The following is an 18,234-nucleotide window of genomic DNA, read 5'->3' on the forward strand; positions in this document are numbered from 1 at the left end:
GTGCCCACAGCCGACACAGGATCCCCATCATGCTCTCTTCTCCAATTCAGGCCCTGGTTTTCGAGTATGCGGGCACACTGATCGAAAGCCGCTGCACTGAGCACCCCGAGTTGCTGCCGGGGCACCAAGCGCTGGAAAACTGCCTGGCCCGCCGAGGCATTCCCGTGGCGGTCCTGTTCGACGATGAACTCCCCGCCACCGCACGCCTGCTCCCGGAAACCTGGCTGTGCCTGCCCGCACAACCACAGCGGCGCTTCCCCGCGCCTGACCCACTGCTGAAGGCAGCCACGCACCTGGCAGTCGACCAATTGCGTCGAGGAGTTCTGGTCAGCGGGACCGTGGCTGGTGTGCAGGCCGGGCTGAATGCCGGCTGGTGGACGATCGGTACGGCCATGAGCGGTCCGCTGCCAAGTGTCGGGCTGAATCTGTGGCGCGACATGGAGCCGGCGGACCAGGACCGGGTCCGCATGCAGGCCACCCTGGGACTGATGAATGCCGGCGCCCACTATGTGATAGACACCATTGCCGATCTGAACGAATGCCTGCTCGACATCCAGACCAGGCTGGAACGCAACGAGCGCCCCTGACGCAATCGCCCAAGCCGGGTTATAGTTGGGGTAAAGGTAAACCCCAAGGAGTTGTTTCGCTATGCCCACCAAGCGCCTGAAATCCCAACTCGAGTCACTGCAGCAGACCCTCAACCAGGCCGACGGACCGCTATCCGAGGAAGAACGCGAGGCGCTGCAGACGCTGGCGGACAACATCGAAGCCAAGCTGACCCTGATGGAGGCCGAAGAGGCTATGACCGAGGCCGACCCCACCCTGGTGGATGGCGTCAACCTGCTGATCGAGCGCCTTGAAGCTCGTCATCCGACACTGGTCGGCACTCTGCGCAGCGTAGCGCAGAGCCTATCAGACATGGGGATCTGACGTTAGACGTTACTGGCGCGCCAGGCGCCAGTTCTCAGGCAAGCCCGCCTGGGTCGAGCGATAGGGGTTGATATCCAGCCCGCCACGACGCACATAGCGTGCGTAGACTGTCAGTTGTGAACGCTCCCCCAACAGCCGACGCAGATCGACGAAGATCCGCTCCACACACTGCTCGTGGAAGTCCGAGTGCTGGCGGAACGAAACCAGGTATCGCAGTAACGCAGCGCGATCGAGTGCCCGACCGCTGTAACTGATCAGGACCGAGCCCCAGTCAGGCTGCCCGGTGACCGGGCAGTTGGACTTGAGCAGATGGCTGTGCAGGGTCTCACTGACCTCCCCCGCAGTTCCGGCCAACGCCAGCAGTCCGGCGTCGTAGTCGTAGCGATCAATAGTCACATCCAGTTCATCCAGACACTCGCCAGGCATCTGGAACAGTCCGAACTGGTTAAGCTGGTTCATCCCCATCAGGCGCACCATGACCGGCCCCTGAGCGGCCACCGACAGGTCCGACTCCAGGGTCCGCAACACCTCCCCCCTATCACTGAACACCGTCTGATTGAAGGAGTTCAGATACAGCTTGAATGACTTGGATTCAACGATCCGCGCCGCCTTCACTGGAAACACGAACTCGGCGGCAGCTACCTCGGGCTTGCCGGATGGATTCAACCAGGACAACTCGTAACAGTTCCAGACATCGGCACCATGAAAGGGCAATGCATCGGCGCGCAGCCCCAACTCTTCCCATTTCGGTGCCCGGGGAATGGGGAACAACAGCGAGGGGGTGTAGACACTGACATAGGCGCTGGATTTGCCCAGCGGCGACTGTTCAGCCGGGTGCTGCTTCATGCTGAAGACTCTCTCGTTGCATTGTCGGGCGGCTCTGGACAGGCCAGCCCGACGCGTGGATCAGACGGGATTACTGGCGCAGGCCGGTGCCACGCACCAGCAACCAGTAACTGTAGCCATACAGGATAACGGTAAACAGTGCCATCAATGCCAGGGCCGTGCCAATACCTATATCCGAAACGCCCAAAATGCCATAGCGAAACGCATTGACCATATGCAGAATCGGATTGATCAGCGAGACCTTCTGCCAGAACTCCGGCAACAGATGAATGGAGTAAAACACCCCTCCCAGATAGGTCAGCGGTGTCAGCACAAAAGTCGGGATGATCGAAATATCATCAAAGGTGCGGGCAAATACCGCATTGATGAAACCGCCCAGAGAAAACACCAGCGAGGTGAAAAACACCACCGCGATGGTCAGCCACACATGCTCGACCTGCAGACGGGTGAAGAACAGCGACATCAGGGTCACGATCAGCCCCACCGCCAGCCCCCGAGCCACGCCACCCAGGGTATAACCCAGCAGGATCACATGCGGCGAGACCGGCGCCACCATCAACTCCTCGATCGAGCGCTGAAACTTAGTGCTAAAGAAGCTCGACACCACGTTGGAGTAGCTGTTGGTGATCACCGACATCATGATCAGCCCGGGCACGATGTAGTCGATATAACGCAAACCACCCATCTCACCGATACGACTACCGATCAGGTTGCCGAAAATCACGAAATACAGCGCCATAGTGATGGCCGGCGGCAGCAGGGTCTGAGGCCAGATGCGGGTAAAACGGCGAATTTCCTTGGTCAGGATGGTACCCAAGGCAATCCAGCTAGTGTGCCAATGCTGCATCAGGCGGCTCCTTTCTCGGCGTTTTCATCCACCAGAGTCAGGAACAATTCCTCCAGGCGGTTGCTCTTGTTGCGCAGGCTGAGTACTTCGATACCCGCCGAGGCCAAGGCGGCAAACAGCGCATTCATGCCCTGAGACTTGTCGACCTGAACCTCCAGCGTGTGCTCATCGACCAGCAGGCATGGGTAATCGCTCAGCACCGGAGCGACGCTCAGCGTCTCGCGCACATCAAGCAGGAAGGTCTCTACATGCAGCTCCTTGAGCAGCCGACGCATGCTGGTGTTGTGAATGATCCGGCCACGGTCGATGATCGCGATATGCCGACACAACTGCTCGGCCTCCTCAAGGTAGTGGGTGGTCAGCACAATGGTCACACCCTGAGCGTTGATGTCCTGCAGAAACTGCCACATCGAACGTCGAATCTCGATATCCACCCCGGCGGTCGGCTCATCCAGAATCAGCAGCCGGGGCTCATGAATCAGGGCCCGGGCGATCATCAGCCGGCGCTTCATCCCCCCCGACAGCATCCGCGAAGGCACATCGCGCTTGTCCCACAGGTTCAGGCGCTTGAGGTAGTCCTCCGCGCGCTCGCGGGCCTGACCCAGCGGGATTCCGTAGTAACCGGCCTGATTGACCAGGATATCCATGACCTTTTCAAACTGGCTGAAGTTGAATTCCTGAGGAACCACGCCGATGCAGCGCTTGGCGGCCATCAGATCGGTATCGATATCGTGACCGAAAATCTCGACCTTGCCGGCGCTCTTGTTCACCAGTGACGAGAGAATACCGATGGTGGTTGATTTGCCGGCGCCATTGGGGCCCAGCAGCGCAAAAAAATCCCCCTCACGCACCTCCAGATCAATCCCCTGGAGTGCCTGGTGACCATTAGCGTAGGTCTTCTCCAGCCCGCGAATGCTGATAGCTGCGGTCATGTGCTGATTCCTGCCAGTGTCTAGACGAATCGCACACTATGGGGGCAGGAACAGGAAAATCAACCCTGCCCTACATGGGGTCTCTGCCGTGCGGCGATTACAAAAGTTCTACAAATGTGACCGGCCGGTCGATTGTGGGGCGCCCCCGCGCCACCTTATGCTCGATGCACTAGACAACAACAATTCCCCCAGCGGAGACACCCCCATGGCACTCGTGCCCGATACCCCGGCCACGGTCAACGATGACCCGGCCAGTCGCATTACTCCGGCCTATCGTCGCTACGCCCTGATCATTCTGGTCCTGGCCTACACTTCCAGCCATGTCGACCGCAATATCGTCGGCATTCTGATCGAACCACTCAAGGCCGACCTGCTCCTGTCAGACACCCAGCTCGGTTTTCTGTCCGGCATTGCCTTTGCCTTGTTCTACGCCACACTCGGCATTCCGATCGCCATCTGGGCCGACCGCTCCAACCGACGCAACATCATTGCCTGGTCCATCGCCATCTGGAGCGCCATGACCGCACTCTGCGGACTGGCCCAGAACTTCTGGCAACTGGCTGCAGCCCGGATTGGGGTCGGGATTGGCGAGGCTGGCTCCAGTCCGCCATCACACTCGATGATTTCCGACCTGTATCCCAAAGAACAGCGCTCCAGCGCCATGTCGATCTACGCCCTGGGTGTTTACTTCGGCATCATGATTGGCTTCATGGTCGGTGGCTTCGTCGCTGAATGGTGGGGCTGGCGAGCAGCCTTCTTCGTCGTCGGACTACCCGGCCTGCTGATTGCCCTGCTGGTGCGCTACACCCTGATCGAACCACCGCGCGGCCATGCCGACGGTGTCAAACCAGCTGCTCTGGGCAAGGTCAATGTTCGCGCCGGGTTTGCCTCACTGTGGCAGGTGCGCACTACCCGGCACGTCGTGATCGGCGTGACTCTTACTGCACTGGTCGGTTATGGCAGCATCGTCTGGGGGCCGGCCTTTCTGATTCGCAGCCACGGCCTTACCCCCGGCCAGGTAGGCCTGTTTCTCGGTCCGGTCATGGGCATCGTCGGCGGCCTGGGTGCCTTCATCGGCGGCCTTCTGGCCGACCGTCTGGCGGCCCGCAACCAGAGCTGGAACGCCTGGATCGTCGGTCTGGCCAAAATCCTGGCCATCCCCTTCATCGTGGCTTTCTATCTGGTCGACAGCACCTTCTGGGCATTGGTGATCTATATGCCGGCCGCATTCCTCGGCGCCTTCTACCTAGGCCCCAGCTTCGCCATGATCCAGAGCCTGACCCCGCTGCGCAGCCGGGCCCTGGCATCGGCCATCATGCTGTTCATCCTGAACCTGGTCGGCCTCGGCTTTGGTCCGCAACTGATCGGCATAGCCAGTGACCTGATGCGCACCCTGTTTGAAAACGACAGTCTGCGTTATGCCCTGCTCGGTGCCGCCTTCATCAACATCTGGGCATCTTTCCACTACTATCTGGCCGGCCGCACCCTGCCTGCCGATCTCAGCCGCGTAGAGCATTGAAAGCTCTTGTTGGCGGGCGTTCCAACGCCCGCCAACACCCTGCAACAGCCTTCCTTTCGATATCACCCGGCAAACCGGCTATGCTGAGTTCTGGCATAGGCAACTGGAAAGGAGCGCTAAATGTTGACCCTGCTATGGCTGATCGGCCTGGTACTCTGGATCGCTGCATTGGCTTATATGCGCAGCGGCCTGCTCAATGGCTGCATCGCCACCGCGGCATATCTGCTGATAATGACCGTTTTCGGACCTGTCCACTGGCTGCTGGACCTGCTGCTCTGGGCCGCCTTCCTGGGTATCGCCATCCCTCTGAACATGACAGACTGGCGCCGCACCAGCATCAGCACGCCACTGTTCAACTGGTTTCGCAAGGTACTCCCACCGTTATCCGACACCGAGCGTGAAGCACTCGACGCAGGGACCGTCTGGTGGGACGGCGAGCTATTCAGCGGCAAGCCGGATTGGAACAAGCTGCATAACTTCCCCAAACCGACCCTGAGCGACGAGGAAAAAGCCTTCCTTGACGGCCCGGTGGAAGAACTTTGCCGCATGACCGACGAATGGGACATCACCACCCATCGTCAGGACCTGCCCCCGACAATCTGGGACTTCATCAAAAGCAACGGCTTTTTCGGCCTGATCATTCCCAAACAGTACGGCGGCAAAGGTTTTTCCGCCTACGCCCACTCCCAAATAGCCATGAAGCTGGCCAGCCGCAGCGGCGATCTGGGCAGCACCGTCATGGTGCCAAACTCGCTGGGGCCGGCCGAACTGCTTATGCACTACGGCACCGATGCCCAAAAGGACCACTACCTGCCGCGCCTGGCCAGTGGCGAAGATATTCCCTGCTTTGCCCTCACCTCGCCCGAGGCCGGCTCAGATGCCGGCTCGATGCCGGATAAGGGCATCGTCTGCAAGGGCCAGTGGCAAGGCCAGGAAGTACTGGGGCTCAGACTCACCTGGGAGAAGCGCTACATCACCCTGGGCCCGGTCGCCACCCTGCTCGGCCTGGCCTTCAAGGTCTACGACCCTGATCAATTACTTGGCGAACAACATGAACTTGGCATAACCCTGGCCCTGATCCCAACCGACACCCCCGGCGTCGAGATCGGCCGCCGCCACTTCCCGCTCAACGCTGCCTTCATGAACGGCCCGAACTCCGGCAAGGACGTATTCATTCCCATGGACTACCTGATCGGTGGGCAGGGCATGATCGGCCAAGGCTGGAAAATGCTGATGAACTGTCTGTCGGTCGGTCGCTCTATTTCACTACCGGCCGGCAGTACCGGTGCCGCCAAGATGGCCAGCATGACCACCGGCGCCTATGCCCGGATCCGCCGCCAGTTCAACCTGCCGATTGGCGAGTTCGAAGGCATCCAGGAAGCTCTTGCCCGGATCGGCGGCAACACCTATGTAATGGATGCCGCCCGCACCATGACCGTTGGCGCAGTCGATCTCGGCGAGAAGCCCTCGGTTCTCTCGGCGGTCGTCAAATACCACCTGACCGAACGTATGCGCCAATGCCTCAACGACGCCATGGATGTACACGGCGGCAAAGGCATCTGTATGGGACCGAAGAACTATCTGGGTCGCGGCTATCAGTCAGTGCCGATTTCCATTACTGTCGAAGGCGCCAATATCCTGACCCGCAACATGATGATCTTTGGTCAAGGCGCGATCCGCTGCCACCCCTTCGTGCTCAAGGAGATGGCCGCCACCCAGGAAAGCGACCAGCACAAAGCCATAGAGCGCTTCGATAGCCTGCTGTTCGAACATATCGGCTTTGCCTTGGGCAATGCGGCAGGCAGCTTGCTACTGGGCCTGAGCGGCGGACGTATCGGGAAAGCCCCCGGCAACACCGAAACCCGCCCCTACTACCGCCAGCTCAACCGTCTGGCGGCGGCCTTCGCAACCCTGACCGACATCAGCATGCTGATGCTCGGCGGTGAACTCAAACGTCGTGAACGTCTGTCCGCCCGCCTCGGCGACGTACTCAGCAATCTCTACCTGGCCAGTGCCACCCTCAAGCACTATCAGGATCAGGGCTCGCCGGAAGAGGACCTGCCCTTTGTACAGTGGGGTGTTGAAGACCTGCTGGCCAAGACCGAGCAGGCCATGCATGAAATTCTGCTCAACTTCCCCGACCGCCGCCTGGGCATCGCCCTGCGGGCCATTATCTTCCCGCTCGGACGCCGGCTCAAACCACCGGCCGACAAGACCGGAGCCGAAGTCGCTCGCCGGCTAATGACCCCAGGCGCCGCCCGCGACCGGTTACTGGCCGGCTGTTATCGCAGCAATGATCCAGAAGACGTCACCGGGCTGCTCAACTACACCCTGGAAAAGGTCATCGCGGCCGACCCGCTGGAAACCAAACTGGCCCGGGCCGTGGCCAACGGCGATATTCCTGCAGGTGACGCCGAGGCTCAGCTTGATGCAGCCGTCACCAGCGGCCTTTTCAGTGCCGAAGAGGCTGACCTGATGCGTATCGCTCGCGATGCGCGGCGCGCGGTAATCGAGGTTGATGACTTCACCAAGGAAGAAATGAGCCCTGTTAAACCCAAGCCCCGCAAGAGCAAGACTCAAGCTACCACTGAGTAACTCAGTGTCAGCTCACTGGACCGCCGAGTGCAGTATTTTGCTACACTCGCGCGGTTCAAGCCTGTCTGGAGTCCCCGATGTCTACCCCATTGAGCTACCACACCTACCATCTGGCCCTGCTGCACAGCCTATACGATACCCTGCGTGCGCAAGCGGTGCTGATGGAACAGGTTCCCGAGGAAAGCAACCTGCTGTTTCTCGAGCGCTTCGCTGAGCTGGTAGACGCCATGGAACGCCAGGAGCACGATAGCCAGTACCTGGGCCAGGAACTGCTTTGCCAGATCATCAGCCGCTACCCGCAGATTGCCCACCTGATCCCCCGCGACCTGCTGTGGTACTTCGGTGGCGACTGTCTGCATTTCATGCCCGACGAGGAAATTGCCCAGTATCAGCTTCTCGACGAACACCGAGCGGAGGCCGAAGCCCGCGGCGAAACCTTCGACTGGGCCCAGGCCAAACAACTGCTGCAAAGCTGAATCCACGCGCGAGAGGGACTCGCGACTCTCAAGTCCGCGGCTTCCACTCATCAATCAGGCGTAGCTCCCGGCGGGCGTGACTTGCCACTGCAACGGCGATCAGCCCACCCATCACCGACACATGCTCAAGGGCAAAGCCCAGAAACGGTGGACTATCAGGATCGTCAGCAGTAAAAAAACCTGACAAAGCCGCAGCAGCCAGAGTATTTAAACGGTTGCCAAACCTGGCGCGACGCACTACAAAACCTCAAGCAAACTTGAGGTCAATAACCAGTAATGAGAAAAAATACGCCCGACTCCACACGCCTGCTAAGCATCGGCGAACTGGCCAAACGTAGCGGGGTCGCCATTTCGACACTGCACTTCTATGAATCCAAAGGACTGATCAAAAGTCTGCGCACAGCCGGTAACCAGCGCCGGTTCCAGGCCGTCGTACTCCGGCATATCGCGATCATCAAGGTGGCCCAACGCACCGGCATCTCCCTGGAAGAAATCAAAACAGCCTTTGCCAACTACACAGCAGGCAACAAACTGGACGCAGAGCAATGGCGCAAACTTTCTTCAGACTGGAGAGCCAACCTCAACGAGCGAATCCAGAAACTGACCCGTCTTCGTGATGAACTCGATAGCTGCATAGGTTGTGGCTGCTTGTCACTGGCTGACTGCCCGCTACGCAATCCTGATGACGTACTTGCCGAGCAGGGTTCCGGCCCCAGGATTCTGGAGCGCCCCAGCGACGAATCGCAATCATGACCCAGGCAGCCCGGCCGAAAAACAGACACAAAAAAGCCGCCTGAAAGGCGGCTTTTTTGATAATTTGGAGCGGGAAACGAGACTCGAACTCGCGACCCCGACCTTGGCAAGGTCGTGCTCTACCAACTGAGCTATTCCCGCAAATCTGACGCCGAAGTGGCGTCCCCTAGGGGACTCGAACCCCTGTTACCGCCGTGAAAGGGCGGTGTCCTAGGCCACTAGACGAAGGGGACACATATCCGGTCTTCACCTGCCAAAGCCTTGACTTTGACTACTTGCTGCTTCCGCGTTGCCGTGTTCGCTGCAAGTGGCGCGCATTTTATGCACCCCCTCCAACACCGTCAACCCCTCAACTCAATATTTTTTCAGGTTTTTTTCCAACCCCTGATTTTTCGGGGAATTGCGTCCCGACGCAAAAGGCACTTGCATGTCAGAGTATTAAGTTGGAAGCTTGCCATAAGCTCCAAGCGACATAAGAGAGATAAACCGTGTCCCCATTACTGATTGGTGCATTGGTCATAGGTGGTCTGCTGATTCTGATCAGCATCGGCTTCATCAATCACAGTCTGGAACGTGCCCGGCTTGAACGCGCGCGCCAGGTAGCCGACCTCAATGCCCGACTCAACGTTTGCGATACCGTCAGCATACAGTTGCCGGGGCAGTTCATGAGTCCCGAACTGAAAAGTCTGCTGCTGCGTCTGGAAGTTCAGTTGCTCGAGCAACTGGTCAAGGTTGACCGTAAAAACGACAGCCCTGGCAAACGCCTGGACAGTGCCCGCCAACAATTGAGCAGCGCAGAGCCGGAAGTCAACAACCCTCCGCTTAAGGTCACCAGCGAAGCCCAGGCCAAAGACGTGCGCCTGATGCTTGAAAACCTGCACAAACTATTGACCCAGGCCCACAAGGACGGGCTGATCGACAAGCCCGCCCTGCAACGCTGGTCCGCCCAGATCCGCCAGTTCCTGATCAATACCGCCTTGGAACTGTTCCAGAGCCTGGCCGAGCAGGCCATGCGCCAGGGCAAGCCACGCCTGGCGAAACTGCAGTACGAGCGTGCCATCAGTTACCTGCAAAAGCACAACAATCCCGCCTACACCGAACATTTGCAGCGACTCAAACACCAGCATCAACAGGCTGAGCAACTGGCAGCCCAGCATGAGCACACCAGCAGTGATGACAATACCGAGCTGGCTGCCGGCCTTAAGGCAATGGAAGAAAGCGACGAAGCCTGGAAGAAAAAGGCCGTTTACGACGACTGACTAAGAAAGCAGCGATTAATTGCACACAATCTGAGTAGCCCTATTGTCGCTGACCTGTTATGGACCGTTAGATGCCAGGGATGGCATCTACGAGCCTACATGGATGTATTCACGGCGTGTCCAGAACAGGTCAGCGACAATTGGGCCAACACTGAAACTGATTTAATCGCTACTTCCCTAACCCGTATTGGAACCCGCACATATGCCCCTGACACTCTACGGTGCCATCCTCTCCCCGTTTGTCCGCAAAGTCCGCATCGTACTGGCCGAACACGACATCGCCCACGAGCACGTCCCAGTGCCGCCCTTCCAACAACCGGACTGGTATCGGGATATCAGCCCCCTTGGCCGTATCCCGGCGATCCGTGACGGCGAACTGAACCTGGCCGATTCAGCCGTGATTGCCCAGTACCTGGAGGACACCTACGGCCAGACCAGCCTGTACGGCGACAACCCACAACAGGCAGCCCAGGTACGCTGGCTGGAAAAATACGCCGATTATGAACTGGCCCCCTGGGCCACCTTTGCAGTATTTCGCAACCGTATCGTCAAGCCGGTGATAGGCCAGCACTGTGATGAGACCCAGGTCCGTGAGGCACTGGACGATCGGCTGCCGCCGCTGTTCGATTATCTGGAAGGGCTGCTCGATGGCCGCCGCTACTTTGTCGGCGAGCGCCTGACACTGGCTGATATCGCCGTAACCTGCCAGTTGATCAACCTCGCCCATGCCGGCGAGTTGATCGACGAGCTGCGCTGGCCCAACCTGTCATCCCTGCTGAGTCAGGTCAGCGCTCGCTCAACTGTCAGCGCCCTCTTGCCCGCCGAGCATCAACTGGTGGGCAAGATGAAGGAAAAGGCCTCAGGTAGCCTCACTCAGCCCCAGTAACGCCTTACCCACCCAGGCCCTGGCAAACTGGTAAGCGCAGCGCCCGTTGCGATTGCCACGCGCCAGGGCCCAGCGCAGCGCCTCCTGCTGCAAGTCTTCGGACCAGCTCCAGTTCAGCCCATACTGTCTACTCAACTGCGTCAACCAATGGCGCACCACATTCAGGTAATGTTCCTGACTGAACGGGTAGAACGAAACCCACAGCCCAAAGCGATCCGACAACGCGATCTTTTCCTCGATCGCCTCGCCCGGATGCAATTCACCATCGACCATGCTGGAACCCAGATTGTCGCTGTTGTGCTCCGGCAACAGGTGTCGGCGGTTGGAGGTGGCATAGAGCAGCAAGTTATCCGGACTGGCTTCAACACTGCCATCCAGCACGGTTTTCAAGCTCTTGTAGGCCTGATCGTCTGACTCGAAGGCCAGATCATCACAGAACAGCAGAAACCGCCACGGCTCCGTTCGAATATGCTCAACCAGGGCCGGCAGATGCAAAAGATCGGCCTTGTCGATCTCGATCAGGCGCAGCCCCTGCCCGGCATAGGCAGCCAACAGGGCCCTTACCAACGATGACTTACCAGTCCCGCGAGCGCCCCAGAGCAGGGCGTTATTGGCTGGCAGCCCGGCCACGAACTGCTCGGTATTGGCTTGCAGCAACTGTTTCTGGCGATCCACCCCAACCAGATCATCCAGCCCGGTATCCAGCTTGACCTCCAGCGCCCGCAAACGCCCGCCCTCACCTTCAGCCACCCAGCGCGCCGCCAACACCGTGTTCCAGTCCACCGCTTGCGGCTGAGACGGCATGCCCTGCTCCATACGCTCCAGAAAATCCACCACCCGTTGCATAAAGCGGGTCTGGGTGATTTCACTCATGACAGAATCTCCTAGCTAACAACTGACCAAGAATGCCATGCGCGCGCATTGGGCACCACAACACGGACTGCGATCCAAAGACAAACTAAGCTAAGCTCAACAGCATAACGACGGCAGGATGCTCCCCAAAACTGATGAACATACGCTTTACCGATCGACTCTCGTTCAAACAGGCGCGCCTGGGGGTTCTGGCCGCATTCATTCTGGGCATCCTACTGGGGCTGATTCAGGTGCTGGTGGACTACCACTCCGAGGATGCGGCCATCGACCGCGAGGTTCAGGCCCAGATCAACGTCAGCCTCGGACCCGCCTCGCGGATTGCCTACAACATTGACGCCGAACTGGCTCTGGAACTGGTCAACGGTCTGCTTCAGGCGCCACCAGTAGTGCGTGCCGAGATCATCGACAGCAACGGCGTTGCCCTGGCCAGCGTCAGTCGGCCCATGGCTTCGAGCCGTTATCGCGCGGTCAGTGACGCGCTATTCGAGCGCCGCCGCGACTACTCCCAGCCGCTGTTCGTCGAGCATGTCACCGATGAATTACTAGGCCATCTGGTCATCGAAGTCGACACCTTCCACCAAGGCGCCAGCTTCCTGCGTCGCGCCGGACTGACCATGCTGTCTGGATTCATCCTCAGTCTGGTGCTGTCACTTATCCTGATGGTGCTGTTCTACGCCATGCTGACCAAGCCGTTGGTCCGCCTGATCATCGACCTGCTGAACATGAAGGCCGAAGAAGAACGCAGCCGCCTGCCCTGCCCCGACGGCCACGAGCGCGACGAAATCGGCGCCCTGGTTGAAGTGATCAACCACCAGTTGCAGAGCATTGATGTCAGCATGCGCCAGAAACTGCGGGCCGAAGAACGCCTGCGCCAGTACCTTGAGGAGCTGGAAAGTATCGTCGAGGCCCGCACCACCGAATTACAAGAAACCAACGCCCAACTACGACTATCCAACCAGGAGCTGGAGCTGTCGCGCGAAGAAGCGCTGGATATGGCCCGGGCCCGCTCGGTGTTTCTGGCCAACATGAGCCACGAGATTCGCACACCGATCAACGGACTGCTGGGAATGATCGGCCTGACCCTGGACAGCCCGCTCAATGACGAACAACGCCAGCAACTTTCGATAGCCTACGACTCAGGCAAGGTACTGGTCGAACTGCTCAACGATATTCTCGACCTGTCCAAATTCGAGGCTGGCAAATTACAACTCGAGCATATCGCCTTCGACCTCGGGGCCCTGCTTGAGGATACCGCCAGCCTGCTGTCGCAAAACGCCGGCAAACAGGATATAGAACTGACCTGCCAGATCGACCCGCAATTGCCTGGCCAAATGTATGGCGACCCAACCCGGATTCGCCAGATCGCCAGCAACCTGCTGTCCAACGCGTTGAAGTTCACCGAAAACGGCCATGTCAGCCTTAGGTTGCGACTGGACACCAGTGACAGCCGGCAGCAGTGGGTCCATATCAGCGTGGCCGATACCGGCATCGGCATTGCCGAACATGCGCTGGACAGCATTTTCTCCCCCTTCACCCAGGCCGATGTACACATATCGCGCCGGTTCGGCGGCACAGGTCTTGGACTGGCGCTGTGCAAGAGCCTGAGCGACGCCATGGGGGGGCGACTGCAGGTCATCTCGGTCCCCGAACAGGGCAGCACCTTCACCGTCAGCCTGCCTCTGGAAACCGCCCAGAACGAGCCCAGCTACGCCTACCCCACCGCGCGCAAGGTAGTGGTCTGGAATCAGCAGGGACGCCGCCAGGGCAGCATCCTCAAAGAGCTGCTGTGTCACTGGGGCATGAACTGTGAACTGCTGACTTACACGCCCGATGATGAACCACCACAACACCCCTGCCTGCAGGCCGACGTCTGGTTGCTCGACAGCCCGATACTGGCCAGGCGCTTGGGGGAAATGAGCATCGAAATACCGCGAATGTTGATCTGCCCTTATCCGCTGCTGCTGCCCAGCGATGAAGCCAAATCGCTCAATGTGCAGCTTCAGGTCGCCAGCCCTCCTGCTCGCGCTCGCCTGGCTCGAGCCATTGACGAACTGTTCGATAACACCCGCGCAGGAGTCGAACAGGAGCGCAACCGGGCCCAAGAGACCGGCCAGCACATCCTGCTGGTGGAAGACAACATGGTTAACCAGATGGTCGCTCGCGGCATGCTGAGCCGGCTGGGTTATCAGGTCGATGTCGCTGAGCATGGCGAAGCCGCACTGAACCGTCTGGAACAGCAGGGCTATGATCTGGTACTGATGGACTGCAACATGCCGGTTCTGGATGGCTATGAAACCAGCCGCCGGATGCGTACCGACCCACGCTGGCAAAAAATCCCGGTGATCGCCCTGACCGCCAACGCCCTGCAGGAAGACCGTCAGCGCTGTGAAGCCGCCGGCATGAACGACTATCTGGCCAAACCGTTCAAACGTGAAGACCTACAGGCGTTGCTGGAGAAGTGGCTGGGGAGGCACTAGCCTCCCCAAGGATATTTTAAGGGGCCTCTGAAAACGTAGGTTCCTTAACGTTTGAGCAGCGCCTCAATATCCCCCTTAAGCTGCTCCGGCGCGGTAGTCGGCGCGTAGCGCTTGATCACCCGACCATTGGCATCGAGCAGAAACTTGGTGAAATTCCACTTGATCCGCTCACTGCCCAACAGCCCTGGTGCAGCTTTCTTCAACTGCACATACAGCGGATGGGCATTGGCGCCGTTGACTTCAACCTTGCTGAACATGGGGAAACTCACCCCATAGTTGAGTTCACAGAACTCGGCGATCTGTCCCTCATCACCCGGCTCCTGGGCGCCAAACTGGTTGCAGGGAAAACCCACCACCCGCAAGCCCTGCTCCCCATACTCCTGAGCCAAGGCCTCCAGCCCCTTGTACTGCGGCGTAAAGCCGCACTTGCTGGCGGTATTGACCACCAGATAAGCCTTGCCACCCAACTCCGCCAGGGTGATCTCACGGTTGTCGATGGTGGTACAGGGGATATGCAGCGGATTATCGTATGTTGTCATGCTGGCTCCATTGGCTCGGCTGGTTCAGGGGTGACGATTTGGGACTAACGCGGCTCAAGGCGCAATGCCACCGAATTGATACAATAGCGCAATCCGGTCGGCGGCGGACCATCGGGAAACACATGCCCCAGATGTGCGTCACAGCGCGCACAGAGCACCTCAATCCGGTGCATGCCATGACTGAAATCCTCGGCAGTGGCGATAGCCTGCTCACTCACCGGCGCGTAGTAACTAGGCCAGCCACAGCCGGCATCGAACTGGGTTTCGGTATCGAACAGCTCGGCATCGCAACAGATGCAGTGATAACGCCCTGGAACCGTATTGTGGTAATACGCCCCGGTAAACGGGCGCTCGGTCCCCTTCAACCGGCACACGTGGTACTGCGCTTCATCAAGCTGATCTCGCCAGGCCTGTTCGGACTTGGTCACTTTCTCCATACCGGTCTCCTCGGGATGTTGATAACGGGCTTTCCCAGTCAGTGTCGCACAACGTATGATGCGTGTTTTACTCCGCCGGTACAGCCCCCAGGGATCACAAGGTAAGCACCATGCAGGTTAGCAAATCAAATAAACTGGCCAACGTTTGTTATGACATTCGCGGACCGGTTCTGCGCCACGCCAAGCGCCTCGAGGAAGAAGGTCATCGGATCCTCAAACTGAACATCGGCAACCCTGCACCCTTTGGCTTCGAAGCACCGGAGGAAATCCTCCAGGACGTGATCCTCAACCTGCCTACTGCCCAGGGTTACAGCGACTCCAAAGGCCTGTTCTCGGCACGCAAGGCGGTCATGCATTACACCCAGACCAAGGGCATTCCCGGCGTCACCATCGAAGACATTTACCTGGGCAACGGTGTATCCGAACTGATCGTGATGGCCATGCAGGGGCTGCTCAACAACGGTGATGAAGTGCTGATTCCAGCCCCCGACTACCCGCTTTGGACTGCCGCCGTGAGCCTGTCCGGCGGTAAACCGGTACATTACCTATGCGACGAGCAGGCCGACTGGTATCCGGATATCGAAGATATTCGCAGCAAGATCACCCCCAACACCCGGGCCATGGTCGTAATCAACCCGAACAACCCGACCGGCGCGGTGTACTCGCGTGACATGCTCGAACAACTGGCTCAGGTAGCTCGTGAGCACAACCTGATTCTGTTCGCCGACGAAATCTACGACAAGATTCTCTACGACGGCGCTGAGCACGAATCGCTGGCCGCCGTTGCCCCGGATGTGCTGTGCCTGACCTTCAACGGACTGTCCAAGTCCTATCGGGTCGCCGGTTTCCGCTCCGGCTGGATGATCATCAGCGGCCCTAAACAGCGCGCCCAGAGCTACATCGAAGGCATCGATATCCTTGCCTCCATGCGCCTGTGTGCCAACGTACCGTCGCAGCACGCCATCCAGACCGCGCTGGGCGGCTATCAGAGCATCAACGATCTGGTATTGCCGGGTGGCCGCCTGCTGGAGCAACGTGACACCGCCTGGGAACTGCTGAACGAGATTCCCGGTGTAACCTGCACCAAGCCCAAGGGCGCCCTGTATCTGTTCCCGCGCCTGGACCCCAAGGTCTATTCGATTCACAACGATGAAAAGATGGTCCTTGATCTGCTGTTGCAGGAAAAAATCCTGGTGGTGCAAGGTACCGCCTTCAACTGGCCGTGGCCCGACCACTTCCGCATCGTCTCGCTGCCACGCAAGGACGATCTGGAAATGGCCATCGGCCGGATCGCCAACTTCCTCAAGGATTACCGGCAGTAACCGGCGCCATGGCGGACCTGCACATCGAGGACTTTTACCGCGACGTCGCCGGCATACTGCTGAGTCTGTACAGCAGTTTTCCCCGGCCGACGACGCTGTTCGTCGTCGATCTGATCGGCGAGCACGAACCGGACCCTTTCGGCGTGCCCGCCCCTCGCCACATGGCCTGTTTCAGCGCCATGCTCTGGCTCGCCGAAGAAGGCTTCCTGCGCCATACCGGCAGCATTCGCCAGGAAGGTCTGGATCAGTGCTGTCTGAGCGAACGCGGCTTTGTCCTGCTGTCTACTCCGCGCCTCGACTGGCAACAGCCTGAACTGCCTGCCAGTGTCGCCCATCAGCGCGCAACCCTGGCGCAGAAACTGCGCGAAGCACTACATAGCGGCTCATCCAGTCAACTGGCCGAAGCGGTACGCCACTGCTTCAAATCCGGCAGCGCTTACGATTTGAAATAGACTGACAATTGAAAGCCAGCAGGAATCACCCAATATAACCACACAAAGGACCATGGCTTGCCTGCGAAGGCGCTGGCCAGGCCGTAGATTTTACTTTCGATGGGAGCTACAACCGTATGATGCGCATACTTTTATTCCTGGCAACCAACCTGGCGATTGTGTTGGTAGCCAGCATTACCCTGAGCATCTTGGGGCTCGGCATCCATGATGGTCAGGGCGGAATGGACCTGACTGGCCTGCTGGTCTTCTGCGCCATCATCGGTTTTGCCGGCTCCTTTATCTCGCTGTTCCTGTCCAAATGGATGGCCAAGCGTAGCACCGGAGCCCGGGTCATCACCCAGCCACAAACCCGCCAGGAGCAGTGGCTGGTCGAGACTGTCACCGAACTGGCCCGCGAAGCCGGCATCGGCATGCCTGAAGTGGCCATTTTCCCCTCCCGCGCCGCCAACGCCTTCGCTACCGGCTGGAACCGCAACGACTCGCTGGTTGCGGTATCCGACGGTATGCTGCAACGCTTCAGTCCCAACGAAGTACGCGCGGTCATGGCCCATGAGATCGGTCACGTTGCCAATGGCGACATGGTCACCCTTAGCCTGATTCAAGGCGTGGTCAACACCTTCGTGATGTTCTTCGCCCGCATCATCGGCAACTTCGTTGACCGGGCGGTATTCAAGAACGAAAGTGGTCGTCCGGGGATCGGCTACTTCATCGCCACCATTTTTGCCGAAGTGATTCTAGGCATCCTCGCCAGCATCATCGTCATGTGGTTCTCGCGCCAGCGTGAATACCGCGCTGATGCCGCCGGTGCCCAACTGGCCGGAGCCGGCAACATGATCGCGGCGCTGGAGCGCCTGCGTGCCGAGCAGGGTATTCCGGTGGAAATGCCTGGCGAACTGACTGCCTTCGGCATCAACGCCAATCTCAAGCACGGCCTGGCTGGCTTGCTGATGAGCCACCCGCCGCTGGAGCAGCGGATTGCGGCGCTGCGGGCCGGCAACTACCGCTAAGGGAACACTGATTAAATCAGTTTCGGTGCTGACCCAATTGGCGCTGAGCTTGCGTGCAATTAATAAGCGTTCCCACGCTTCGTG

General features: G+C 59.0%; 18 protein-coding genes and 2 tRNA genes. 12 read left to right on the top strand and 8 right to left on the bottom strand.

Going from position 1 to position 18,234, the window contains the following annotated elements:
* The first annotated feature begins 29 nt into the window (after nt 1-29).
* Both C2846_RS14920 and C2846_RS14925 read left to right on the top strand, forming a co-directional pair.
* On the top strand, nt 30-587 hold the full coding sequence (locus tag C2846_RS14920) for a hypothetical protein (protein WP_119701826.1): 558 nt from the start codon (nt 30-32) through the stop codon (nt 585-587).
* 61 nt (nt 588-648) lie between these two features.
* Entirely contained in the window at nt 649-930 is a 282-nt protein-coding gene (locus C2846_RS14925) for a DUF4404 family protein (protein ID WP_119701827.1), read from the top strand.
* A 9-nt stretch (nt 931-939) separates the two neighbouring features.
* On the opposite strand, the gene queF is transcribed toward C2846_RS14925, so the two are convergent.
* The 3 genes from queF to C2846_RS14940 all read right to left on the bottom strand — a co-directional run bounded on the left by queF (nt 940) and on the right by C2846_RS14940 (nt 3,555).
* On the bottom strand, nt 940-1,776 hold the full coding sequence (gene queF / locus C2846_RS14930; protein ID WP_119701828.1) for an NADPH-dependent 7-cyano-7-deazaguanine reductase QueF: 837 nt from the start codon (nt 1,774-1,776) through the stop codon (nt 940-942).
* Nucleotides 1,777-1,846: 70 nt separating this feature from the next.
* Nucleotides 1,847-2,623 (bottom strand): ABC transporter permease, encoded by a 777-nt coding sequence (locus C2846_RS14935; protein WP_080050222.1) that lies wholly within the window; start codon nt 2,621-2,623, stop codon nt 1,847-1,849.
* A complete protein-coding gene (locus C2846_RS14940) occupies nt 2,623-3,555 on the bottom strand; it encodes an ABC transporter ATP-binding protein (RefSeq protein ID WP_080050221.1) in 933 nt (310 codons plus the stop codon). The genes C2846_RS14935 and C2846_RS14940 overlap by 1 nt, the downstream gene beginning before the upstream one ends.
* A gap of 205 nt (nt 3,556-3,760) precedes the next feature.
* Between C2846_RS14940 and C2846_RS14945 the strand changes: the two genes are divergently transcribed.
* The 4 genes from C2846_RS14945 (at nt 3,761) to soxR (ending at nt 8,898) form a co-directional block, all read left to right on the top strand.
* Nucleotides 3,761-5,074: a spinster family MFS transporter gene (locus C2846_RS14945; protein ID WP_080050220.1), complete on the top strand. Its 1,314-nt coding sequence runs from the start codon at nt 3,761-3,763 to the stop codon at nt 5,072-5,074.
* Between the two features lie 123 nt (nt 5,075-5,197).
* Nucleotides 5,198-7,669, top strand: coding sequence for an acyl-CoA dehydrogenase (locus C2846_RS14950; RefSeq protein WP_119701882.1), 2,472 nt, complete (start codon nt 5,198-5,200; stop codon nt 7,667-7,669).
* A gap of 77 nt (nt 7,670-7,746) precedes the next feature.
* Entirely contained in the window at nt 7,747-8,145 is a 399-nt protein-coding gene (locus tag C2846_RS14955; protein WP_080050219.1) for a PA2817 family protein, read from the top strand.
* Nucleotides 8,146-8,421: 276 nt separating this feature from the next.
* A complete protein-coding gene (gene soxR / locus C2846_RS14960) occupies nt 8,422-8,898 on the top strand; it encodes a redox-sensitive transcriptional activator SoxR (protein WP_119701829.1) in 477 nt (158 codons plus the stop codon).
* A gap of 65 nt (nt 8,899-8,963) precedes the next feature.
* Here soxR and C2846_RS14965 read toward each other — a convergent pair.
* Nucleotides 8,964-9,039 (bottom strand) — tRNA-Gly (locus tag C2846_RS14965).
* Nucleotides 9,040-9,055: 16 nt separating this feature from the next.
* Nucleotides 9,056-9,131 (bottom strand) — tRNA-Glu (locus C2846_RS14970).
* Between the two features lie 255 nt (nt 9,132-9,386).
* Here C2846_RS14970 and C2846_RS14975 point away from each other — a divergent pair.
* Together C2846_RS14975 and C2846_RS14980 are read left to right on the top strand one after the other, a co-directional pair.
* Complete coding sequence (locus C2846_RS14975) at nt 9,387-10,157, top strand: hypothetical protein (protein WP_131038226.1); 771 nt, start codon at nt 9,387-9,389, stop codon at nt 10,155-10,157.
* A 202-nt stretch (nt 10,158-10,359) separates the two neighbouring features.
* On the top strand, nt 10,360-11,043 hold the full coding sequence (locus tag C2846_RS14980; protein ID WP_080050215.1) for a glutathione S-transferase family protein: 684 nt from the start codon (nt 10,360-10,362) through the stop codon (nt 11,041-11,043).
* Here C2846_RS14980 and C2846_RS14985 read toward each other — a convergent pair.
* Nucleotides 11,017-11,916 carry an ATP-binding protein gene (locus C2846_RS14985; RefSeq protein WP_119701831.1) on the bottom strand — a complete coding sequence of 300 codons (900 nt, stop codon included), beginning with the start codon at nt 11,914-11,916 and terminating at the stop codon, nt 11,017-11,019. The two genes, C2846_RS14980 and C2846_RS14985, sit on opposite strands and share 27 nt — an antisense overlap.
* A 134-nt stretch (nt 11,917-12,050) precedes the next feature.
* Between C2846_RS14985 and C2846_RS14990 the strand changes: the two genes are divergently transcribed.
* A complete protein-coding gene (locus C2846_RS14990; protein ID WP_080050213.1) occupies nt 12,051-14,393 on the top strand; it encodes an ATP-binding protein in 2,343 nt (780 codons plus the stop codon).
* A gap of 44 nt (nt 14,394-14,437) precedes the next feature.
* Here the strand turns inward: C2846_RS14990 and C2846_RS14995 are convergent, their stop codons facing one another.
* Together C2846_RS14995 and msrB are read right to left on the bottom strand one after the other, a co-directional pair.
* Nucleotides 14,438-14,932: a glutathione peroxidase gene (locus C2846_RS14995; protein ID WP_080050212.1), complete on the bottom strand. Its 495-nt coding sequence runs from the start codon at nt 14,930-14,932 to the stop codon at nt 14,438-14,440.
* Nucleotides 14,933-14,976: 44 nt separating this feature from the next.
* Nucleotides 14,977-15,369, bottom strand: a complete 393-nt coding sequence (gene msrB, locus C2846_RS15000; RefSeq protein WP_080050211.1) for a peptide-methionine (R)-S-oxide reductase MsrB — start codon at nt 15,367-15,369, stop codon at nt 14,977-14,979.
* A 110-nt stretch (nt 15,370-15,479) separates the two neighbouring features.
* On the opposite strand from msrB, the gene C2846_RS15005 reads away from it, so the two are divergent.
* From C2846_RS15005 to htpX, 3 genes are all read left to right on the top strand, one after another.
* Nucleotides 15,480-16,691: a pyridoxal phosphate-dependent aminotransferase gene (locus C2846_RS15005; RefSeq protein ID WP_080050210.1), complete on the top strand. Its 1,212-nt coding sequence runs from the start codon at nt 15,480-15,482 to the stop codon at nt 16,689-16,691.
* Nucleotides 16,692-16,699: 8 nt separating this feature from the next.
* The gene (locus C2846_RS15010) at nt 16,700-17,143 is read left to right on the top strand and encodes a hypothetical protein (RefSeq protein WP_119701832.1); all 444 of its coding nucleotides are present in this window, start codon (nt 16,700-16,702) and stop codon (nt 17,141-17,143) included.
* A gap of 116 nt (nt 17,144-17,259) precedes the next feature.
* Complete coding sequence (gene htpX / locus C2846_RS15015) at nt 17,260-18,150, top strand: protease HtpX (protein WP_080050208.1); 891 nt, start codon at nt 17,260-17,262, stop codon at nt 18,148-18,150.
* The last annotated feature ends 84 nt before the right edge of the window (nt 18,151-18,234 follow it).

It is taken from the genome of Pseudomonas jilinensis, from assembly GCF_003586265.1.
Classification (GTDB): Bacteria; Pseudomonadota; Gammaproteobacteria; order Pseudomonadales; family Pseudomonadaceae; genus Halopseudomonas; species Halopseudomonas phragmitis.

What these genes read in the sequence shown, in the direction of transcription:
- C2846_RS14920 (WP_119701826.1), top strand. Translation starts at nt 30, where the DNA reads ATGCTCTCTTCTCCAATTCAGGCCCTGGTTTTCGAGTATGCGGGCACA.
- C2846_RS14925 (WP_119701827.1), top strand. Translation starts at nt 649, where the DNA reads ATGCCCACCAAGCGCCTGAAATCCCAACTCGAGTCACTGCAGCAGACC.
- queF (WP_119701828.1), bottom strand. Translation starts at nt 1,776, where the DNA reads ATGAAGCAGCACCCGGCTGAACAGTCGCCGCTGGGCAAATCCAGCGCC.
- C2846_RS14935 (WP_080050222.1), bottom strand. Translation starts at nt 2,623, where the DNA reads ATGCAGCATTGGCACACTAGCTGGATTGCCTTGGGTACCATCCTGACC.
- C2846_RS14940 (WP_080050221.1), bottom strand. Translation starts at nt 3,555, where the DNA reads ATGACCGCAGCTATCAGCATTCGCGGGCTGGAGAAGACCTACGCTAAT.
- C2846_RS14945 (WP_080050220.1), top strand. Translation starts at nt 3,761, where the DNA reads ATGGCACTCGTGCCCGATACCCCGGCCACGGTCAACGATGACCCGGCC.
- C2846_RS14955 (WP_080050219.1), top strand. Translation starts at nt 7,747, where the DNA reads ATGTCTACCCCATTGAGCTACCACACCTACCATCTGGCCCTGCTGCAC.
- soxR (WP_119701829.1), top strand. Translation starts at nt 8,422, where the DNA reads ATGAGAAAAAATACGCCCGACTCCACACGCCTGCTAAGCATCGGCGAA.
- C2846_RS14980 (WP_080050215.1), top strand. Translation starts at nt 10,360, where the DNA reads ATGCCCCTGACACTCTACGGTGCCATCCTCTCCCCGTTTGTCCGCAAA.
- C2846_RS14985 (WP_119701831.1), bottom strand. Translation starts at nt 11,916, where the DNA reads ATGAGTGAAATCACCCAGACCCGCTTTATGCAACGGGTGGTGGATTTT.
- C2846_RS14990 (WP_080050213.1), top strand. Translation starts at nt 12,051, where the DNA reads ATGAACATACGCTTTACCGATCGACTCTCGTTCAAACAGGCGCGCCTG.
- C2846_RS14995 (WP_080050212.1), bottom strand. Translation starts at nt 14,932, where the DNA reads ATGACAACATACGATAATCCGCTGCATATCCCCTGTACCACCATCGAC.
- msrB (WP_080050211.1), bottom strand. Translation starts at nt 15,369, where the DNA reads ATGGAGAAAGTGACCAAGTCCGAACAGGCCTGGCGAGATCAGCTTGAT.
- C2846_RS15005 (WP_080050210.1), top strand. Translation starts at nt 15,480, where the DNA reads ATGCAGGTTAGCAAATCAAATAAACTGGCCAACGTTTGTTATGACATT.
- C2846_RS15010 (WP_119701832.1), top strand. Translation starts at nt 16,700, where the DNA reads ATGGCGGACCTGCACATCGAGGACTTTTACCGCGACGTCGCCGGCATA.
- htpX (WP_080050208.1), top strand. Translation starts at nt 17,260, where the DNA reads ATGATGCGCATACTTTTATTCCTGGCAACCAACCTGGCGATTGTGTTG.